Below are 18,328 nucleotides of genomic sequence, written 5' to 3'. Positions count from 1 at the left end.
GCCCGAGGACGTTGGGGCCGCCCACCTCCCGAAGCCATCACCGGCTGACCAGGCCGCTAATGTTGCGAAACAGTCACGCCGACTAAAATACACAGGCACCCGCCCCAAAACGCCGACATAGGCTGCCCTAGCGCGTTGCCAGCCGTCGTAACCCTGTGAGACCATGGCTAAAATCAGTGCAGTTCGTCGCGCTGATTTGCGAGTTGGTTCTGACGCATTCACCCAACAATAATATTGAGACAGGCGCTATGGCCGATCTGAAATTGCCCGGACGGGACGTGCAGAGCGGATTGCGATCCGCGACACGCCATTCGATTGCGGTCTTGCTCGCGACCACGGCGCTCGGCGTCGTCTCGGCACATGCGGTTGATGGCACGTGGACCGGCGCTTCCAGCAACGAGTGGACGGACGGTACCAACTGGACGTCCACCCCCGTCGTCCCGGACGGTGCCGCGACGTTCACCAACACCGGTCCGAGCAACCTCAATAGCAGCTCTCTGGTCAATATCGGCAGCATCGTCTTCACGGCCGCGCCTAACGCACAAGCCTATATCATCAACACCAACGACTTCTTCCTCGTGAACGGCGCCGGGGTATCCAACAATTCGACCAACACGCAGACTTTCGACGTCAACGCGTCGATGGTCTTTACGGGTGCAGGCAGCGCGAACTCAGGCACCGGAGCCGTGACGTATAATATCAACGGCGGTGGAGCGTTGAACTTCAATAGCACCAGCACCGCAGGCACCGCGACTATCAATAACACGTCTGGGGACGTCGAGTTCAACGCCAACAGCAGCGCCGGATCAGCGATGATCACGAACGGCTTGACGTTGAATTTCAACGATTCGACGTCTGCCGGCAGCTCGACCATCATCAACAACGGCACATTGACCCTCGACACGTCGGCCACGGCATCGACGGCAAATATCACCAATAACCAAACATTGAGCTTCACCGGTTCCTCGACCGCTGGCACCGCAACGATCACGACGAACAACCTTGCGACGACCATCTTCAGCGGATCGAGCACCGGCGGCAACGCGCGGTTCATCACCAATGCGGGCGGCACGTTCGACGTGTCCGGCTTGGCGACGAGCGGCATGACCGCGGGTTCGATCGAGGGCGCCGGCAGCTATGTCCTCGGCTCCAAGACGCTGACCACCGGCAGCAACAATCTCTCCACCCAGGTGGATGGCGTGATCTCCGGCGCCGGCGGCGGCCTGACCAAGGTCGGCACCGGCACGATGACGCTGACCAACACCAACACCTATACCGGCGCCACCACCGTCAATGGCGGCACTCTGGCGCTGACAGGAAGCGGCAGCATCGCGAACTCCAGCGTCGTCACCGTGAATGGGATATTGGATATCTCCGGGACGACAGCATCATTCAACCTGATCACGACGCTCGCCGGAAGCGCTGCCGGCGTGTTCAACATGGGCGCCAAGAGCCTCGCCATCAGCAACGGCTCAACCGAATTTGCCGGCACGATCCAAGGCACCGGTGGCCTCGAGGTGCTGGGGGGAACGCAAACCCTGTCCGGCGTCAATACCTACGCCAACGCCACCCAGATTGATCCCACCGCGACGCTGGCGCTGAAAGGCAACGGCTCGATCGCAAATTCGGCTTATGTCGGCTTCTCGCCCGGTGGTCCTGGTCAGGTCGGGACCTTCGACATCTCGCAAACCAATACCGGCGCATCGGTCGGCGCGCTGTTCGACGTCGCCGGCGTTGGCATCGTCGCATTGGGCTCGAAGACGCTCACGATCACCAATGGCAGCCTTTTCGCCGGCATCGTTCAGGACGGCGGCATCGGCGGTGGCACCGGCGGCAATCTCGTCATTGCCAATGGCGCGGACCAGCAACTCGCCGGCACCAATACATATACCGGCACGACGATGATCGTCGCCGGCGGCGAGCTCGACCTCGTCAACTCCGGCATAGCCAATGGCAGCATCGCCACCTCCAGCGGCGTCGTCAACAACGGCATCTTCGATATCTCGAACCTCACCAGCGGAGGCACCTCGATCAAGTCGCTGTCGGGCGCAGCGACCGGTTCAGTCAATCTCGGCGGCAACACGCTCACGATCACCAATGCGAACGGCAACTTCGCCGGCGTAATCGGCGATGGCGGCGCAGGCGGCAACCTTGTGATCGCAGGCGGCACGCAGATCCTTTCCGGCATCAACGCCTATACCGGCACCACCACTGTCAACGGCACGCTGGTTGTCGACGGCTCGACTACGTCGTCATCGATGACAACAGTGACGACCAACGCCCTGCTGACCGGCTCCGGCACCATCGGCAACACGTCGATCATGGGCGGCACGCTGGCGCCGGGATCGGTCGGCGGCAGCGTGTTCGGACCGCTCACCGTGCAGGGCAATCTCTCCTTCACCGCAGCCTCGAGCTACCTGGTCCAGGTCACGCCGGCCACGTCCGGCCTGACCAATGTGACCGGCATCGCCAATCTCGGCGGCGGGAAGGTCAACGCGGTGTTCCAGCCCGGCGGCTACGTCAACAAGCAATACACCATCCTCTACGCAGCCGGCGGACTCGGCGGCACCACGTTCAATTCAGTCGTCACGTCGAACATGACGAACCTGCAGACGTCGCTGATCTACGACGCCAACAAGGCATATCTGAACGTCAAGCTGTCGTACAACCCGCCGCCACCAACGCCACCAACACCGCCAACGCCTCCTCCGCCGACACCACCATCGCCAAGCGGGCTGAACATCAATCAGCAGAACGTCGCCAACACGCTGGTCAATTTCTTCAACTCCACCGGCTCGATCCCGACGGCCTTTGCCTCGCTCAATGCGGCCGGATTGACCGCCGTTTCGGGCGAGCTCGGTACCGGCGTGATCCAGTCCTCGATCAATGCCGACAGCCAGTTCCTTAATTTGCTGCTCGATCCGACGATCGCCAGCCGCGGCGCAGGCTTTGCGGCACCGGGCGGCGCCTCGCACTTTGCCGACGATGGCAACGCCTATACCGACCAGCGTCCGGCAACCGCCAGCGAGCGCGCCGCCTACGCCATGGCGACCAAGGCTCCGCTGTTCGCCCCGCAGCCCCTCAACCGCTGGAGCGTCTGGGCGGCCGGCTATGGCGGATCGGCCAAGACCGACGGCAATGCGGTGGTCGGCTCGCGGGACACCACGTCGCGGGTCTGGGGCGTCGCTGGCGGCGCCGACTACAAGGTCTCGCCGGACTCGCTGATCGGCTTCGCGCTCGGCGGCGGCGGCACCAATTATTCGCTGGCGAATGGCCTCGGCAACGGCTCGGCCGACCTGTTCCAGGCCGGCGTGTACGGCCGCCAGAATATCGGCGCGGCCTATCTGTCGGCGGCGCTGGCCTATGGCTGGCACGACGTCACCACCACCCGTAACGTGACATTGGCCGGCTTCGACCAGCTGCAGGGCCGCTTCCAGGCCGAGTCGTTCTCGGCCCGCTTCGAAGGCGGCTACCGCTTTGTGACGCCGGTGGTCGCCTTCACGCCCTATGCGGCGGCCCAGGTGGTCAGTTTCCACCTGCCGTCCTACGCCGAAACCGCCCTGGTCGGCACGCCGATGTTCGCGCTCAATTATGCAAGCCAGACCACGACCGCGACCCGCACCGAGCTCGGCCTGCGCACCGACAAATCCTACGCGCTACAGGACGCGATGCTGACGCTGCGCGGCCGCGCCGCCTGGGCGCATGACTACGACAACGACCGCTCGGTGAGCGCGATCTTCCAGTCGCTGCCGGGTTCGAACTTCGTGGTCAACGGTGCACGCGCCAATCCGGACGCCGGGCTGGTCAGCGCCGGCGCCGAGGTGAAGTGGCTGAACGGGTTCTCGCTCGCCGCCACCTTCGAGGGAGAGTTCTCCGACAACGTCACGAGCTACGCCGGCAAGGGCGTCGCCAAGTACAGCTGGTAGCCGCTGGCTACACCTGGAACGGCGGCACTCTGTTGACATTGCGGGATTTGTAGCCTATAGGCTACATCGATGTTTGGGGGTCCTGAAAACCGACCTGTTCGATAGTTGGCTTTCAAACCTTCCAGACCGGCGAGCCGCCGCCAGGATCGCGTCCCGAATAGAGCGGCTTGGTCTCGGCAATCCCGGAGACGTCAGGCCGGTGGGCGAAGGCGTCAGCGAAATGCGACTGGCATACGGTCCGGGATACCGCATGTACTACAAGCAAACGGGACAACGCATCATTCTGGTCTTGTGTGGCGGGGACAAATCGACTCAGGACCGCGACATCAAACGCGCCAGGGAAATCGCGGCACAACTCTGACAGGCGGCACGATGGTCAAGATTTCGAAGTTCGACGCGGCGGACTATCTGAAGGACCCGGTTTCGATTGCGGCTTACCTGACCGAAGCCCTCGAGACCGACGATCCGGCCTATATCTGTACGGCGCTCGACACGGTGGCGCGTGCCAAGGGAATCGCCGACATCGCGAAGGCCACCGGACTGTCGCGAGAGAGTCTATACAAGACATTCAAGGAAACGGCGCGGCCGGAGTTCGAGACCGTCCGCAAGGTCATGAATTCGCTCGGGGTGAAGCTGGTGGCCGAGCCGATCGACACGCCGAAGGTTGCGTAAGCGCCCTGCTGCCGCTCGTTGTCTATTTGCCGCCCACCCACTGCCCGGAGACGCCGAGCACGACGCGAATGCGTCCGGTGTTGTTGTCGCTGATGGTGGTGGTCTGGGGCACCTGGACGTCGAGTTGATCGACGAACAGGAATGGCATGCCGACCTCAAGGTCGTACAGCAGCTTCTGCAACGCCGGCTGCTCCATCTCGCAACTGACGACGAGGCCGACGAAGCCGTCCTTGGCCTGGGTGCCGAGCACGTCGACCTGCGAGGATTGCACGGTGCCGCCGACATTGCCGATCGCGGCCGCGACCCGCTGCAACAGCGCCGCGCCCGCGACCGTTACGGTCGGCCCCTCGAGGAACGGCACGCCGGGATGGTCGGCCGATAGCGCGCCGACGCTGCGCGGTTTGCGCCCGCGCAATTGCTCGAGCAGGTCCGAGGTCTGGGCCAGCGCGCGCTGGTGATCGAAGATGTCGGCGATCGCGACCACGCTCGCGGTCACGAGCCCACCGAGCACCGCGAGATAGAGCACGACCGCGATCAGCGGCGACTGCACGAGCGTGCGCGTCACGAGGTTGCCCGCACTCATGGCGTCCCCGCCCCCGTATTGCCGACGGTGTTCTTCGGCTCGACCCGGGCCTCGATATGGAAGCGCTCGCCGGGATCGGACGGCGCGCGCGTGGTCGGCGCGTAGAAGGTGGCACGGGTGAAGTGCTGCGACTGCTCGATCAGCGGGATCAGCGACGGTGCGTCGCTGGTAATGCCCGATATCTGCAGCTTGTTGCCGGCCAGATGCAGCTCGGTGACATAGGTGTGGTCGGGCAACACACGGCTCAGCGTCTCCAGCACGATCACGCTCGCCGGCCTCTCGTATTTACGCCGCTCCAGCACCGCGACCGGCGAGCGGTCGCCGCCATCGGCACCGCCGCGGATCGCCGCGCGGCGCGTCGAGATCTGCCGCGCCAGTTCCTCCTCCTGGGCGCCGAGGCTGCTAGCGACGTAGGCGGACACGCCGCCCGATACCACCGCGACCACGGCGACGGCGCCGAGCACGGTCTGCAGCATCCGGCTCAGCCGTGCCGCATCGAGATGGCCGCGCGCGCTCTGCTCGAACACTTTGACGGGGTCCGCGTGGCCCTCGACGCCGGTGCAGACCGCGACCGCCGATGGATGGAACGCAGCCACGGCCTGCGCGTAGCCGGTCACGACCTTGCGCGTGGTCGCCGCGATCATGGTGCTGATGGTGTCGCTGCCGCCGGCAACCGGCACGGTGCAGCCAAACACCGCCTCGCTCGCAGTCCACGGCGTCAGCCGGTCGATCTGCGCGCGCACGATGCCTTCCACGAAATCCGCCGCCCGCGCCGGCAGTTCCAGCGGCCGGAACAGGAAGCGCCTCGGCTGCAGGATGATCTCGACCCGCCTGCCGCGGAACAGCGGCGCGAGGTTCGGCGCCGACAGCGCGCCGTCGGCGTAGGCGATGCGCGAGGGAAGGTTGTCGACCTTGCCGGTCGCCTCCACGGCAAAGCCGCCGTCGTCGCCCTCGACCAGACGAACCACCCGCGGCGAGACGATGCGATTGAGGCACGCAATGATCGCGTTCGCGACGCTTCCGGTCCAGGCGCTGAGCACGGCGCGGATGGTCGAAAACGTGGTCATCTGGAGGAGGTCCTTTGCGACGCCGTGCTGCCGTCGGAATTGTTGCGCCACGACAATACACGATAGGGCTCGTCGCCGCTTTCGAGAAGCAGGATCACCACCTCGCTGCTGCGGCGCCTGCCGTCGCCGAACTCGGCATCGACGGTGACGCGGTAGGCCGTGGACGCCGCGAGCGTCACCCCTTCGCCGCCGCTCGCGGCGATCAGGGCGCGCCGATCGACCGTGGGGTCGCTGCGCTGCGACAACAGGTCCTGCAGCGCCTGCGGCGTCATGTTCGGCAGCGCCGCCAGGACCTGCGGCGCGGCGTCGAGCACGTTGATCTGCGCCACATTGCTGAACACGGTTACGAACGGCAGCATGCGCTCGACCAACGCGGGCGGAATGCCATAAACCAGCCATAACTCCTCGGGCGCGGGAAACGGCGCATGCCGCGGCGCATAGGCGACGCCCGAGGTCCTGTAGAACACCGTTTCGGGATCGCTGTCACCAAGCTCGGTCGGCGCCCGCCAGGCCAGGATGCGGTCGGCGTAGATGTCGGCATCGGACGGGCTGACGCCGAACCCCGCCATCAGGCCTGACAACAGCCCCTTCGACGCGAGATTGAGATCGACCCGCGCTGCCTCGGAACGGAAGGTCACGAACACCCGGCCGGGGCCGACCCGGGCGTTGAAGATCCCGCTGCTCGGCCGCGTGGTGTTGGTGTCGCCCAACAATTTCAGCGCGGTCAGTTCGAGGCCGGCCGTGACCATTGCCTCGGCCTGGATCCGGTCGGTGCTGCCGGCCACGACCACGGCGGTGTTGGTGACGTAGGTGAGATAGACCAGCACCAGTGCTGCGAGCGCAGCGAGGATCCACAACACCGCGATCACGATGAAGCCACGCTCCGATCCCTGCCGTCCAGCATGGCCGGGCGCGGTCGTCAAAGCTGCTCCTCCTTCTTGTCGACAGCAGGATTGGCCCGCGCCGCGATGCAGGCCGCCACGCTCTTGGCGCGAGCGCATTCCGCCGGCGCGTTGATATGCACGATCGCGGCACTGGAGACCGCCAGCACCTGCCCGGTGCCGGCATCGCGCACCGAGACGCGGACCGTGCGTGGCAACTCGAGCTGATCGTGCCAGGTCGGGTGCCAGACCTGGTCGGGCCCGGCATAGGCGAAGGTCACGCGGAACGGCGCGCGGATCAGCACCACCTGATCGACAAACCGGATCTGCGCTTCCGCCGGCATCGGGCGGAACGGCACGCGCTCGCGTACCAGCGCCAGCCCCTGGGCATCGGCCTTCTCGATCAGGCGGATGATCTCGAGGCCGGGATGGATGTTGGGGCCGACTGCGGTGCGCACGAAGCTGACCGAGAGCTCGCTGCCCTCGAACAGCGGCCGCTTGCCATCCCCGCTCATCGGCACCATCTCGGCGACCGAGAGATCGGCCAGCGCCCGCTCCAGCCCGATCGCCAGCCGTTCGGCGCGCTGCACCCGGGTGATGCCGCGGTTCCAGTTCGGCAGCCATTGCGCCGTGACGGTGGCGAGCGCGCCGAGGATCACCGTCATCAACAGCGTCGCCAGCAGCACCTCGAGCAGCGTGAAGCCGGCCTCATCGCGCCAAAGATCACGCCAGAAGACACGCCATGATCGTCGCCGTCTCATTCGGCAGCCTTCGGTCCCGGCTCGGCCGCTTTCGGCCCCGGTTCAGCGGCGACGTTCGGCACCAGGCGCACGGTCGTGACCTGGATCTGCGCCCCGCCCGGCCCCTGCATCCGCATGTTGATTGCAAGCGGCACGAAGCGGCTCGGCGGAGCATCCGGAGCGGCGGCATTGATCGGCGCGACGTCGATGCGCCAGCGATGCCCGGCAAGTGCGCCGGACTGCTGTCCCGGCTTCAGCGCGCTGCGCCCCGGAAGTCCGGCGAGCACGGTTTCGGCGGCGCCGCTCAGCGAAAGCTTCTGGTCGATCACACGGGTGCCTTGCACCGTGGTGGCGATCACGGCCCCGATCGGGGCCAGCACGGCTGCGATGATCGCCAGCGCCACCAGCGTCTCGATCAGCGTAAAGCCCCGCTCCCCGTCAGAGGATCTTTTGCGTCTGTACGACAATATCGACCCCCCCGGTCAGCCAGTTGACGCGGACCTCGTATCCCATGCCGGGCCGCGCCAGCGCGATCGTCCCGCCGCAGGACATCCCTGACGGAAAGAAGTCGATCGAGCGGCCGGCACCGCGGTCCGCGCAGCGCGACGCCAGCGTTGTGTCGATGGTGACGTCATTGGGCAGCCGGACGATGCGGCCGGTCGCGCCAGAGCGGATCGCGCGGCCCTCGGCATCCACCAGCGTTGCGATCTGGGCGTGCCGGCGCAAGGCCGCGCTGCGGTCGGCCTTCAGCAGCGCCGCGGTCGCGACCGCATAGCTCTCCAGCCGTGCCCGCGAGGTGGCACGCGGAATCCCCGGCAGGATAATCGCCGCAAGCATGGCGATGATCGCGAGCACGCAGAGGATTTCGATCAGCGCGAAACCCGCCTCGCCTCGCGCCCGATCAGCGTGTGCCGCTGACGATGTCCGATGCCGCGCCACTGCCGCCCTCCTGGCCGTCCGAACCCAGCGAAATGATGTCATAGGGCGCGCGCTCGCCCGGCGAGCGATAGATGTAGCCATGGCCCCAGGGATCGTTGGGCACGAGGCCGCCGCGCAAATATGGCCCGTTCCAGCCCGGCGCATTGTTGCCGCGGGCCAGCGCAGCGAGCCCCTCATTGCTGTTCGGATAGCGGCCGAGGTCGAGATAATAGAGATCGAGCGCACTGGAGAAACTCTCGATCTGGATTTTCGCGGCCTTGGTCTTGGACTCGCTGAGATAGCTCAGCACCCGCGGCCCGACCAGCCCCATGATGAGGCCGATAATGGCGATGACGACGAGCATCTCGACCAGCGTGAAGCCGGCTTCGGACCTGTGCCGGAGGCGCGCCGGCCTCGCGACGGATTTCTGCAATATCTTCATCCCAAACAACCTCCACTCAACAGACCTCAATCGACGAGCTGGCTGACCGACATCAGCGCCGTCATCACGGACACGATCAATCCGCCGACCACGAAGCTGATCGCGATGATCGCCGCGGGGCCGGCGATCCCGACCACGCGATCCAGCGTGCGCTGCAGTTTGGCCTCATAGAACTCCGCGACCCGGCCCGCCAGCATCGGCAACTGCCCGGTCTCGTCGCCGAGCCGCAGCATACGCACCGCCATTGCCGGCAACGCGTCGGTGTCGGCCAGCGCGTCCGACAATTTCGCCCCATGCCGGACCCGATCGGCGGCATCCGTCCATACTGTAGTCGAACCGATTGACGCCATCATGTCGACCAGGATGCGCAGCGTCGTCGTCAAATTGACGCCGCTGCCGAGCAGCAGCCCGAGGTTCCGGCAGAACAGCGAGGTCCGGTAATATTTCGTCACCTCCCGGATCATCGGCAGCCGGGTCACCGCGGTCATCAGGCCGTGGCGGACCCCTTCCCGCCTCAGCAACAACCAGGCCACCGCGATCGCCGCGGCCAGGGTCGCCAGTACCGCATCCGAATTGGCGCGCAGGAACGTCGAGAGATTGAGGACGCCGAGGACGATCGGATCGACCTTGGCGCCGAAATCCTGCAGCACGCTGGCGAACTGCGGCAGCACAAAGGTCAGGAAGAACAGCAGCACGCAACCGGCGGCACTCAGCACGAACAGCGGATAGCGCACGGCATCGCTGAGCCGGCGCTTCAGCGTCTCGGAGCGGCTGCGTTCGTCGGCCAGCACCTCCAGCACGCGGTCGAGCGAGCCGGACGCCTCACCGACCCGGATCAGCGCGACATACATCGGCGGAAACAATCCCTGATGCCGCGCCAGCGCCTCGGCAAAACTCTCGCCGGCCACGACGCGGGACCGGATGTCGGCGACCACCGGCCGCAACCGGCCGAAATCGCGGTCGGCCGCGAGCAGTTCGAGCCCGTCATTGATCCGCGCGCCGGCACGCAGCAGCAACGCGAGATCGCGGGTGAAGATCGTGACGTCCTCCGGTTTCGGCTTGTTGAACAGGCTGAAGGCGCCGCCCGCCGAGCCGCCCTCCTCCAGCGTGACATTGTCGACCAGCACGAGACCCAGCCGCTCGATTCTGGCCGCGACGTCGCCGGGTGCGGGCGCCGCGATCGCGCCGGAGACCAGTTCGCCGTCGGGGTTCATTGCGCGGTAGCGGTAGCTCGGCATTACATCACCGGATCGTCGTGACGCGGAACACCTCGGGCACGGTGGTCATGCCGGCGCGGCACTTCGCGACCGCATCCACCAGCATCGTGGTCATGCCGCCGGCCATCGCCGCCTGGTCGATGGAGTGCGAGTCCGTCTGTGGTCCGATCAGCCTGCGCACGTCATCGCTCATTTCGAGGATTTCGAACACGCCGTTGCGGCCGCGATAGCCGGTTCCGCCGCAGCGTTCGCAACCGCCGGCCTCGTGAATCACCTCGCCGGCCGAGAAGCCGATCACGGCAAAGCGCGGATCTTTGCCGATGTCGGCGCTCGAGAGCGTGTGCGGCACCTTGCAGCGGTCGCACAGCACGCGCACCAGCCGCTGCGCCACCACCGCGCGCAAGGTCGACTTCAGCAGGAAGCCCTCGATGCCGAGATCGATCAGCCGCGGCACCGCGGCCGCCGCGGTCTCGGTGTGCAGCGTGGTCAGGACGAGATGGCCGGTCAGCGCGGCATGGATCGCGATATGCGCGGTCTCGGCGTCGCGGATTTCGCCGACCATGATCACATCGGGGTCCTGGCGGACGAACGAGCGCATCGCCGACGCGAAGGTCAGCCCGATCGAGGGCTTCACCTGCGACTGGTTGATGCCCGGAATTTCGTATTCGACGGGGTCCTCGATGGTCAGGATCTTGCGTGTTGGCTCGTTGAGGATCGACAGCATGGTGGCAAGCGTCGTGGTCTTGCCGCTGCCGGTCGGGCCCGTTACCACGATCATGCCATGCGGCAGCGCCAATAGCTGCGACAGGATGGTCTCGTCGCGCGCGGCGAGCCCGAGCCTGCTCATCTCGAGCAGGCCGCGATCGCGCGGCAACAGGCGGATCACGGCGCTTTCGCCGCCCTGCGTCGGCATCGTCGCCACGCGGACGTCGAGCTCGGCGCGGCTGACGCGGACGCGCGCCGCACCGTCCTGCGGCAGGCGGCGTTCGGCAATGTTCAGCCCTGCGAGAATTTTCACACGCGAGATCAAGGCCTGCGGTGGGATCCCCGAGGGCGAAGGGATCGCGCGCAGCAGACCGTCGACGCGGAAGCGGACGACGAGACCGGTGCGGAACGGCTCGATGTGGATGTCGCTGGCGCGCAGCTCGACGGCGCGCTCGAGCAGATCGTTGAGCGCGCGCACCACCGGCGCGCCGCTGGCGAGATCGCGCAGGCTTTCGATATCGTCGTCGGATTGCTGGCTCGATCCCTTCGCACTTTCTTCAGCGCCGGCGTCAGCGGCCTCGATGCGCTGGTCGAGCACTGTCGTGACATCCTCGAAGGACGCCACGGCGACCTCGACCGGCTCGCCGAACACGATCTCGGCGGCGCGAATGGCGGCGGTGTCGGAGGGATCGGCGACCGCGATGCGATAGCCGCCATTCGGGGCGCGGAACGGGAAGACCGTGGACTCGCGCAGGAAGCGACGCGAAAATCCGTCCAGACACGGCGTTGCCGCGAGCAATTGCGGCAGGCTCAGGCGCACCGCGCCGAAATAATCGGAGACCTCGTCGGCGAATTCGGCAGCCGACAGATCGGTCGCCTCCCACAACTCGCGCAAGGGACGCGCCAGGGTTGAATTGGCAGGATGTTGTGCACGAGCACGCGCGCGTGGCGGCAAGGAATATTTTTCGAGGAGATGCTGTCGGAAGGTCTCTGCGGACAGATCGCGCATCGAATCCCCACCGCTAACTTTGTTACCGGAATACAACAGCGATCGCGTGCAGCAACAGGGCCTTAGCGCTTGACTCTTCTAGTAGCAAAAACATAATCGCAGCGCAAATCTGCCAATGTCCGGGCCGTGGGGGATCGGACGTAGTTTCAGTTCCAACTGTCGTATCGGTAGGCGTCCTTTGTTCAAAGTGGTGCACCCGCTTTCGCGCCTGCGTTCAGGGTTGGCTGGACCGCTCGTTCTATTTTTGTCCGCCTTGGCGCTGACCGCGTGCATGGTCACGGCCGACCAGTCGGTCGAGAAGAACCCGAAAGATCCCAGCCCGCAGGACATCACCGAGAAAGTCAATTCGATCGACCTGCTGCCCCGTCAAACTATGGACGCGGGCGCGGGCGGCCTCCGGCAGCAGAACGCGTCTCGGCCGGCGATCTATCTCAGCGACGGCACCACACCCCAAGGCGGCGCACTTGCCGACCGCGATGGCGGCGGCAACGGCTACGATCTCAATTTCGAGAATGCGCCGGTCGCGACCGTCGCAAAGGTCATTCTTGGTGACGTCATGAACGCGGGTTACACAATCGACCCGCGCGTGCAGGGCACCGTGACGCTGGCTTCGGTCCGCCCGGTTCCGAAAGCCGACGCGATCTACGTTCTTGAGAACGCGCTGCGGATGTCGGGCGTCGCGCTGGTGCGCGATCACAGTGGCAGCTACCGCCTGCTGCCCGCGGCGGAAGCCGGCCCCGGCAGCATCGACCGCGGCGACACCGCCAGCGCCGGACAGGGCATCAGCGTGGTGCCGTTGCGCTACGTCTCGGCACAGACGATGTTCAAGCTGCTCGATGGCTTCGGCGTGAAGGCGACCGCGGTACGACCCGACAACGGGCGCAACACGCTGATCGTCACCGGCAGCGGTTCCGATCGGGCGTCCGCGATCGACACCATCCTGAGCTTCGACGCCGACTGGATGCGCGGACAATCGGTCGGCATCTTCCCGGTGCATAACTCATCGCCCGAGCCGCTGATAACGGAGCTTGAGAAGATCATGGATTCCGGCGAGGGCGGCCTCAGCGCCAATGTCGTCAAGTTCCAGGCGATCAACCGCCTCAACGCCGTCCTCGTGGTGAGCCAGAAGCCCGACTATCTCAAACGCGCCGCCACCTGGATCGCGCGGCTCGACCGCTCCGACACCGATGCGGTCAATCTGAAATCCTATCCGCTGCGCTACGGCAATGCGAAGACGGTGGTGGCGCTGCTCACCGATATGCTGATCGCCCCAAGCGGTAACTCGTCGTCCCTCGACAATGGCGCCAGCCAGCTCGCACCGGGCTCGGGCATCTCCGCGTCCTCGTCGGGCAGCAGTCCGATCGCCTCGCTCAGCGCGGTGCCGACCGCGGCGTCTGGAGCGGCCACGCCGGTCACCGGCGGCGGTGTTGGTGGTGGCGGCGGTGGCGGCGGCAGTTCGGCGCTGAACACGCGCGGCGCCCCCTCGGCCGGCCAGGACCAGCTGTCGGCCAATTCAGCATCCGGCAACAAGGCGTCCGTCAGCAGCTTCCTGCCCAACGTCCGGATCACCGCCGACGTCACCAACAACGCGGTGCTGGTCTACGCCAATGCGGACTCGCAGCGCATCGTCGACCAGACCATCCGCCAGATCGACCGGCCGCAGCGCCAGATCGCCATCGAGGCGACCATCGCCGAGGTGACGCTGAACAATCAGCTGAACTACGGCGTGCAGTTCTTCCTGGCGAGCCAGAAAGGTTCGATCTCCAACACGGTCTCGACCGGAGGCGGCAGCACCAACAGTGTCGAACCGCCGAGCAACGCCGTGAACGCCGCCGCCAGCGCGCTGCTGTCACGCGCGCTTCCCGGCTTCAACTTCCTGATCGGCTCGGAAAACTCGCCGCGCGTCATCCTCGACGCGCTGCACAACGTCACGGACGTCAAGGTGTTATCCAACCCGTCGCTGGTCGTGCTCGACAATCAGGTGGCGACGTTGCAGGTCGGCGACCAGGTGCCGTTCTCGACCGGCACCGCCACCGTCCTGACCGCCAACAACACCGTCGTCAACACCATCGACTACAAGAACACCGGCATCATCCTGCGCGTGCAGCCGCGCGCCAATTCCAACGGCCATATCGTGCTCGACGTCGAGCAGGAGATCTCCAGCGTCTCCTCCACCGGCGCCAACGGCCTGACGCCGACGATTGCGCAGCGCCGGGTCAAGAGCTCGATCGCCGTCGCGAGCGGACAGACCGTGCTTCTGGCAGGTTTGATCAGCGAGACCGAGAACAAGCAACGCCAGGGCATCCCGGTCCTCGACGAGATTCCCGGCATGGGCGATGCGTTCTCGCATCAGGTCACCTCGCGGGCGCGCACCGAACTGATCCTGTTCATCCGCCCGACCATGATCCGCGACGCCGTCGATGCGCGCGTGATCGCCGAGGAGATGCGCAGCAAGATGAACAGCCGCCTGGTGGGGACCAGCAATCCCGTGGTCGTGACGACCCCGCCCGGGGTGCAGCCGCATTAGCGGCCGCCGCCCACAAGCCCGGGATTTCGGCCCCGACCGCCGGCGATGTGCCCCGCTGGCCTGATCCGGTGATCATGAACGACGCGCTCCGCCAATTCAGCCTCGCCATCGCGCTGGTGGCCGTCGTGGCGGCGAGCTTGCTGGCCGCGCCCGGGCCGGACGGCTTGCTGGGCGCATTCCTTGGCGCCTTGATGCTGGCGATCGCCGCCACGGACGCACGACGCTACATCATTCCAAACGAGCTGTCGGGGGCCGCAGCGGGGCTGGCGCTGCTCAGGGCCGCCACCGTGGGCCCGGACGCCGGCTGGTTTGGGCTGCTCTGGGCGGCCGGCCGGGCGCTCGCTATCGCGCTGCCGTTCCTGGCGCTGATGGCGGCCTACCGGGCTTGGCGCGGCCGCGACGGGCTTGGGCTCGGCGACATCAAGCTCGCCGCGGTTGCCGGCGCCTGGCTCGGTCTGGTCACCGTGTTTGCCGTGTTCGAGGCCGCAACATTGGCCGCGCTGGCGGCCTATTTCGCCAATGGCGTGCTGCTGCGGCGGCCGCTGAGATCGAACGCCTTCCTGCCCTTCGGCCTGTTCCTGGCGCCCGCCATCTGGCTCGGCTGGCTGGCCGAGGCGCTGCTGGGCTAGGACATTTGCTCACAACCCGCGGGTGTCCGCTTTTCATGATGCAAGCCGGCCATCGGCGGAAACACTGCGCGAACTGTATCGTCGCGCGACGCTTCAGCGCATCGCGGGTATCGGTGTTGAGCTGTTTCTATCCAAGGCTACGAAGCAACGACTCTCGACGAAATCGCTGCGGTTTCCGGGATATCCCGCCGGACCTTCTTCCATTATTTCAGAAGCAAGGACGACATCCTGGTTGCTCATTTGGAGGGTTACGAAGCTTTTCTCAAAGCGACGGTCTTGCAGGGATCGATTACAGACACTCCGCTCGATGTGGCGAGGGAAGCGTTGCTCAAGGCCTCGAACAGCTTCAATCGAGCCGATCGATTGCAATCGCGAAGATGGTTCGTGAAAATGAGTCACTGCGTCTGCGTCGACAAGGTAATTTTCTCCAGCATGAGCAGGCGGTGTATGAAGCACCGTGCGAACTGTGGCCGGCCAAGGACCGCCGCGAGCGCCTCCGGCTCGTTGCGATGGCTTCCGTCGATGCCTTCGTCTCGCTGTCGCGGCGTTGCCTGCCAACGACTAACCGATCTCAGCTCTTAGATTGTTGAATTTGGCTTGAATATACCTTGCCACCGGGCGCCTGCCGCCTTCTTCGAGCTGTGGTCCCGGAAGAGGCTTAGCCAGGGGGGCAAGCCGATTGAGCGCGATCTTCCTTGGCTTGCAGGCCGCAGGCTGCGCCACGGCTGCCCTGGATCGAGCTGGTTCGCTTCAATCCTACGGCGACCTGGAGCAGTCTGATGGCCTGCTGACGCGTTCGCTTCTCAGGGTGAGCAAGGAGGACGTACTTGCTGCGAAAACAGTGAGGATCATTCCGACAGCTTTCTCGGAGCCGCCTGAACACACATCTCTCAGGGCGGATCAGCCCTTGTGACCCACGCCGTCGACCGATTGCTGTGCGCAGGTTTCAGCGAACGCTTCGAAGTCGTAGGTCAATCAGAGCCGGCCGACCTGACCGTCCACGCCGTCGTTACGTAGTTGACCCCGACCGACTCCGTCGCGGTCGGAATGTCGAAGGGATTGTCCGTAGCGAAGGACGTTCTCCTTCCTGGTGTACCCGTCCCGTTTCCGCGCATTCCCGTCGGATTGGGCAGCCTATCGCTTGAAGCCGAGGCCCACGACCTGCGCGGAAGCCAGAAAGCCGCGATGATATGGGCGCGCGGTGCCAATGTGCCGACGGAGTCCGGCCGCATCGCGGTTGAGGCCGATGCATACACCTTGGCGGCAGCGTTTGGTGGCGACTTCAGCGAAATGTTGGTCACCGGAACCAGCCGTTCGGCAAAGCGCTTCCCTCTCTTCCGTCCGCTGAAAGGCTTGGCTTCCTGCTCGGCGGCGCCCCCAAGTATCTCCGTGCGAAGCCTTCGGTCGATCTCCCGGCCTTATTGGCTTGATGGCGTCGGGCAACGCCGGCATGGACAGACAAGGGAGCGGTGAGCGTGGCAACCTGAGTTCACGCCATCTATTTGCAGGCGGGTGCAGCTTGCCTTTGGTCCTTCTGACCAGCCCCCGCCCGTCAATGCTCCCTTGTGGGCGCCCATTCCAACGCCCGCTGCCGCGACTGCGCCACTTCGCCTCGGGACATCTTGCTGGTGACGGCATCGCGGATGCGCTGCCGCGCCTCGCGCGCCTTGGGCGGTGCGGCGGCGGTCGACAGATTGAGCCATTTGCCGGCCTCCACGATATCGCGCGGCACGCCCTGGCCGCGGTCATAGAGCAGGCCGAGCGAATATTGCGCGACGCTGTCGCCCTGTTCGGCGGCGCGGCGATACCACATCGCGGCTTCCGTGTAGTTCTGCGGGACGCCTCGGCCGGTCTCGAACAGGAAACCGAGATAGGCCTGCGCGGACGGATTGCCGTGTTCGGCCAGCGGAATGAAGATCCTTGACGCCCGCTGATAGTCCTGCCGATCGAGGGCCGATACGCCCCGACTCAGCGATTGCGCCGGTGCGCTACCGGTCGTGAGCATCAGCACGGCCATCGCGGCCACGAGAGCCGAAAGCCACGAGAGAAGGCTGCGGGTCGTCTGGCTCAAATCCTCAAGGCAGGTCATCATCGATCCCATCACGTAGCGCCGGTGCCGACACTAGAGCATTTTCGGCTCGGATTGGAATCAGAACCGAACCACTGGCGGTGCCGAGCGGTCAGGCCGCTACCGCTGATTTGCCCGAGGGCGCAATCTCCCGCATCAGAAATATTTCGGTTTATCTGAAGTATAATTTTGGCCCGTCCCACCCGATTGAGGGGCGAGCGCACGTAAGAAACGCGCGGTGGAATGCGGTGGACGCTCAGCGTGCGACTGACGAGCGCATGCGACGCGGACGGCGAAGTCGTGTGGTCCGGAGCTCCACTGGCAGGCTGGAAGTTCGTAGGAAGCAGGTGCTTCCTACAGGCGACGATGACAAGAAAGCCCGGTTTCGCCGGGAAGAGCAGATATAAGCCGTAACCCATCGCGCAGGGAAGGCCGGAGTTCCCGGTTACACCTGTGGTCCTACCCGGTGCTTTTTGTTGCACCGGGCCCATGGGTGCATCGGCGCCCGGCTTTCCCTGCGCCCTCTACATCGAACGAGGGCAAACGAAATGCAAGACTCGGACAGATCGTGTCGCGAGAATGAGGACGCTTCACTTAACTGTAGATCTTGCTCACGAGAAGTCACAGAATTATCCTTCGGCGACTCTTGGATGAATCAACTAACGAAGACGTCGAGAATAACACGGCCCCAAGGGCATTTCGTTACTTCGCATTTTTGCGGAAGTGTCGTTGGAGAATCATCAAACTAGGGGTGAAGCGGCCGCTATGGCCTGGACAAATGTCCGCCGTGAACTCAGCCATAAACCCGCTGCCCCCAGTCGGACGGCCCCGTAGATTTGCGGATATCGCATCAGCCCAGCCGTATCCGGGGCCGGGAACGCCGCCCTCGGCCGAACGATCGTTTCCAGGCCATAACGCCTAACAGTTGGAAAAGCCTGCCAAAT

Annotated in this window: 17 protein-coding genes; 7 read left to right on the top strand and 10 right to left on the bottom strand. The window is 65.2% G+C overall.

Annotated elements, in window-relative coordinates; all coding sequences use genetic code 11:
- The first annotated feature begins 248 nt into the window (after positions 1-248).
- The 3 genes from ACP2YO_RS15770 (at position 249) to ACP2YO_RS15760 (ending at position 4,598) form a co-directional block, all read left to right on the top strand.
- Positions 249-3,926, top strand: coding sequence for an autotransporter outer membrane beta-barrel domain-containing protein (locus ACP2YO_RS15770; RefSeq protein WP_426441653.1), 3,678 nt, complete (start codon positions 249-251; stop codon positions 3,924-3,926).
- Between the two features lie 73 nt (positions 3,927-3,999).
- Positions 4,000-4,287: a type II toxin-antitoxin system RelE/ParE family toxin gene (locus ACP2YO_RS15765; protein WP_426441652.1), complete on the top strand. Its 288-nt coding sequence runs from the start codon at positions 4,000-4,002 to the stop codon at positions 4,285-4,287.
- Between the two features lie 11 nt (positions 4,288-4,298).
- Complete coding sequence (locus tag ACP2YO_RS15760) at positions 4,299-4,598, top strand: addiction module antidote protein (RefSeq protein WP_426441651.1); 300 nt, start codon at positions 4,299-4,301, stop codon at positions 4,596-4,598.
- 22 nt (positions 4,599-4,620) lie between these two features.
- Here the strand turns inward: ACP2YO_RS15760 and gspM are convergent, their stop codons facing one another.
- From gspM to ACP2YO_RS15715, 9 genes are read right to left on the bottom strand one after another with little or no spacing between them, the layout of a single operon-like run.
- On the bottom strand, positions 4,621-5,181 hold the full coding sequence (gene gspM, locus ACP2YO_RS15755; RefSeq protein WP_426441650.1) for a type II secretion system protein GspM: 561 nt from the start codon (positions 5,179-5,181) through the stop codon (positions 4,621-4,623).
- The gene (locus ACP2YO_RS15750) at positions 5,178-6,248 is read right to left on the bottom strand and encodes a PilN domain-containing protein (RefSeq protein WP_426441649.1); all 1,071 of its coding nucleotides are present in this window, start codon (positions 6,246-6,248) and stop codon (positions 5,178-5,180) included. Before ACP2YO_RS15750 ends, gspM begins: the two co-directional genes overlap by 4 nt.
- Positions 6,245-7,171, bottom strand: a complete 927-nt coding sequence (locus tag ACP2YO_RS15745) for a general secretion pathway protein GspK (protein WP_426441648.1) — start codon at positions 7,169-7,171, stop codon at positions 6,245-6,247. Before ACP2YO_RS15745 ends, ACP2YO_RS15750 begins: the two co-directional genes overlap by 4 nt.
- A complete protein-coding gene (locus ACP2YO_RS15740; RefSeq protein WP_426441647.1) occupies positions 7,168-7,890 on the bottom strand; it encodes a prepilin-type N-terminal cleavage/methylation domain-containing protein in 723 nt (240 codons plus the stop codon). Before ACP2YO_RS15740 ends, ACP2YO_RS15745 begins: the two co-directional genes overlap by 4 nt.
- Positions 7,887-8,336 carry a prepilin-type N-terminal cleavage/methylation domain-containing protein gene (locus tag ACP2YO_RS15735; protein WP_426441646.1) on the bottom strand — a complete coding sequence of 150 codons (450 nt, stop codon included), beginning with the start codon at positions 8,334-8,336 and terminating at the stop codon, positions 7,887-7,889. Before ACP2YO_RS15735 ends, ACP2YO_RS15740 begins: the two co-directional genes overlap by 4 nt.
- On the bottom strand, positions 8,308-8,850 hold the full coding sequence (locus ACP2YO_RS15730; RefSeq protein WP_426441645.1) for a prepilin-type N-terminal cleavage/methylation domain-containing protein: 543 nt from the start codon (positions 8,848-8,850) through the stop codon (positions 8,308-8,310). Before ACP2YO_RS15730 ends, ACP2YO_RS15735 begins: the two co-directional genes overlap by 29 nt.
- On the bottom strand, positions 8,771-9,229 hold the full coding sequence (gene gspG / locus ACP2YO_RS15725) for a type II secretion system major pseudopilin GspG (protein ID WP_426441644.1): 459 nt from the start codon (positions 9,227-9,229) through the stop codon (positions 8,771-8,773). The genes ACP2YO_RS15730 and gspG overlap by 80 nt, the downstream gene beginning before the upstream one ends.
- Positions 9,230-9,255: 26 nt before the next feature.
- Positions 9,256-10,467 carry a type II secretion system F family protein gene (locus ACP2YO_RS15720; RefSeq protein ID WP_426441643.1) on the bottom strand — a complete coding sequence of 404 codons (1,212 nt, stop codon included), beginning with the start codon at positions 10,465-10,467 and terminating at the stop codon, positions 9,256-9,258.
- 4 nt (positions 10,468-10,471) lie between these two features.
- On the bottom strand, positions 10,472-12,160 hold the full coding sequence (locus ACP2YO_RS15715) for a GspE/PulE family protein (RefSeq protein ID WP_426441642.1): 1,689 nt from the start codon (positions 12,158-12,160) through the stop codon (positions 10,472-10,474).
- Positions 12,161-12,431: 271 nt separating this feature from the next.
- Between ACP2YO_RS15715 and gspD the strand changes: the two genes are divergently transcribed.
- The 4 genes from gspD to ACP2YO_RS15695 all read left to right on the top strand — a co-directional run bounded on the left by gspD (position 12,432) and on the right by ACP2YO_RS15695 (position 16,789).
- Complete coding sequence (gspD, locus tag ACP2YO_RS15710; protein WP_426441641.1) at positions 12,432-14,687, top strand: type II secretion system secretin GspD; 2,256 nt, start codon at positions 12,432-12,434, stop codon at positions 14,685-14,687.
- 74 nt (positions 14,688-14,761) lie between these two features.
- The gene (locus tag ACP2YO_RS15705) at positions 14,762-15,316 is read left to right on the top strand and encodes a prepilin peptidase (RefSeq protein WP_426441640.1); all 555 of its coding nucleotides are present in this window, start codon (positions 14,762-14,764) and stop codon (positions 15,314-15,316) included.
- Positions 15,317-15,445: 129 nt separating this feature from the next.
- Positions 15,446-15,898 (top strand): TetR/AcrR family transcriptional regulator, encoded by a 453-nt coding sequence (locus tag ACP2YO_RS15700; RefSeq protein ID WP_426443208.1) that lies wholly within the window; start codon positions 15,446-15,448, stop codon positions 15,896-15,898.
- Between the two features lie 435 nt (positions 15,899-16,333).
- Positions 16,334-16,789, top strand: coding sequence for a hypothetical protein (locus ACP2YO_RS15695; RefSeq protein WP_426441639.1), 456 nt, complete (start codon positions 16,334-16,336; stop codon positions 16,787-16,789).
- A gap of 79 nt (positions 16,790-16,868) precedes the next feature.
- Here ACP2YO_RS15695 and ACP2YO_RS15690 read toward each other — a convergent pair whose 3' ends face one another.
- Positions 16,869-17,417: a tetratricopeptide repeat protein gene (locus tag ACP2YO_RS15690; RefSeq protein WP_426441638.1), complete on the bottom strand. Its 549-nt coding sequence runs from the start codon at positions 17,415-17,417 to the stop codon at positions 16,869-16,871.
- Positions 17,418-18,328 lie beyond the last annotated feature (911 nt).

The sequence above is a fragment of the Bradyrhizobium genosp. P genome (assembly GCF_049949265.1).
Lineage (GTDB): Bacteria > Pseudomonadota > Alphaproteobacteria > Rhizobiales > Xanthobacteraceae > Bradyrhizobium.
The sequence above is the reverse complement of the archived record's forward strand: the minus strand, read 5'-3'. Positions and strand labels throughout refer to the sequence as shown.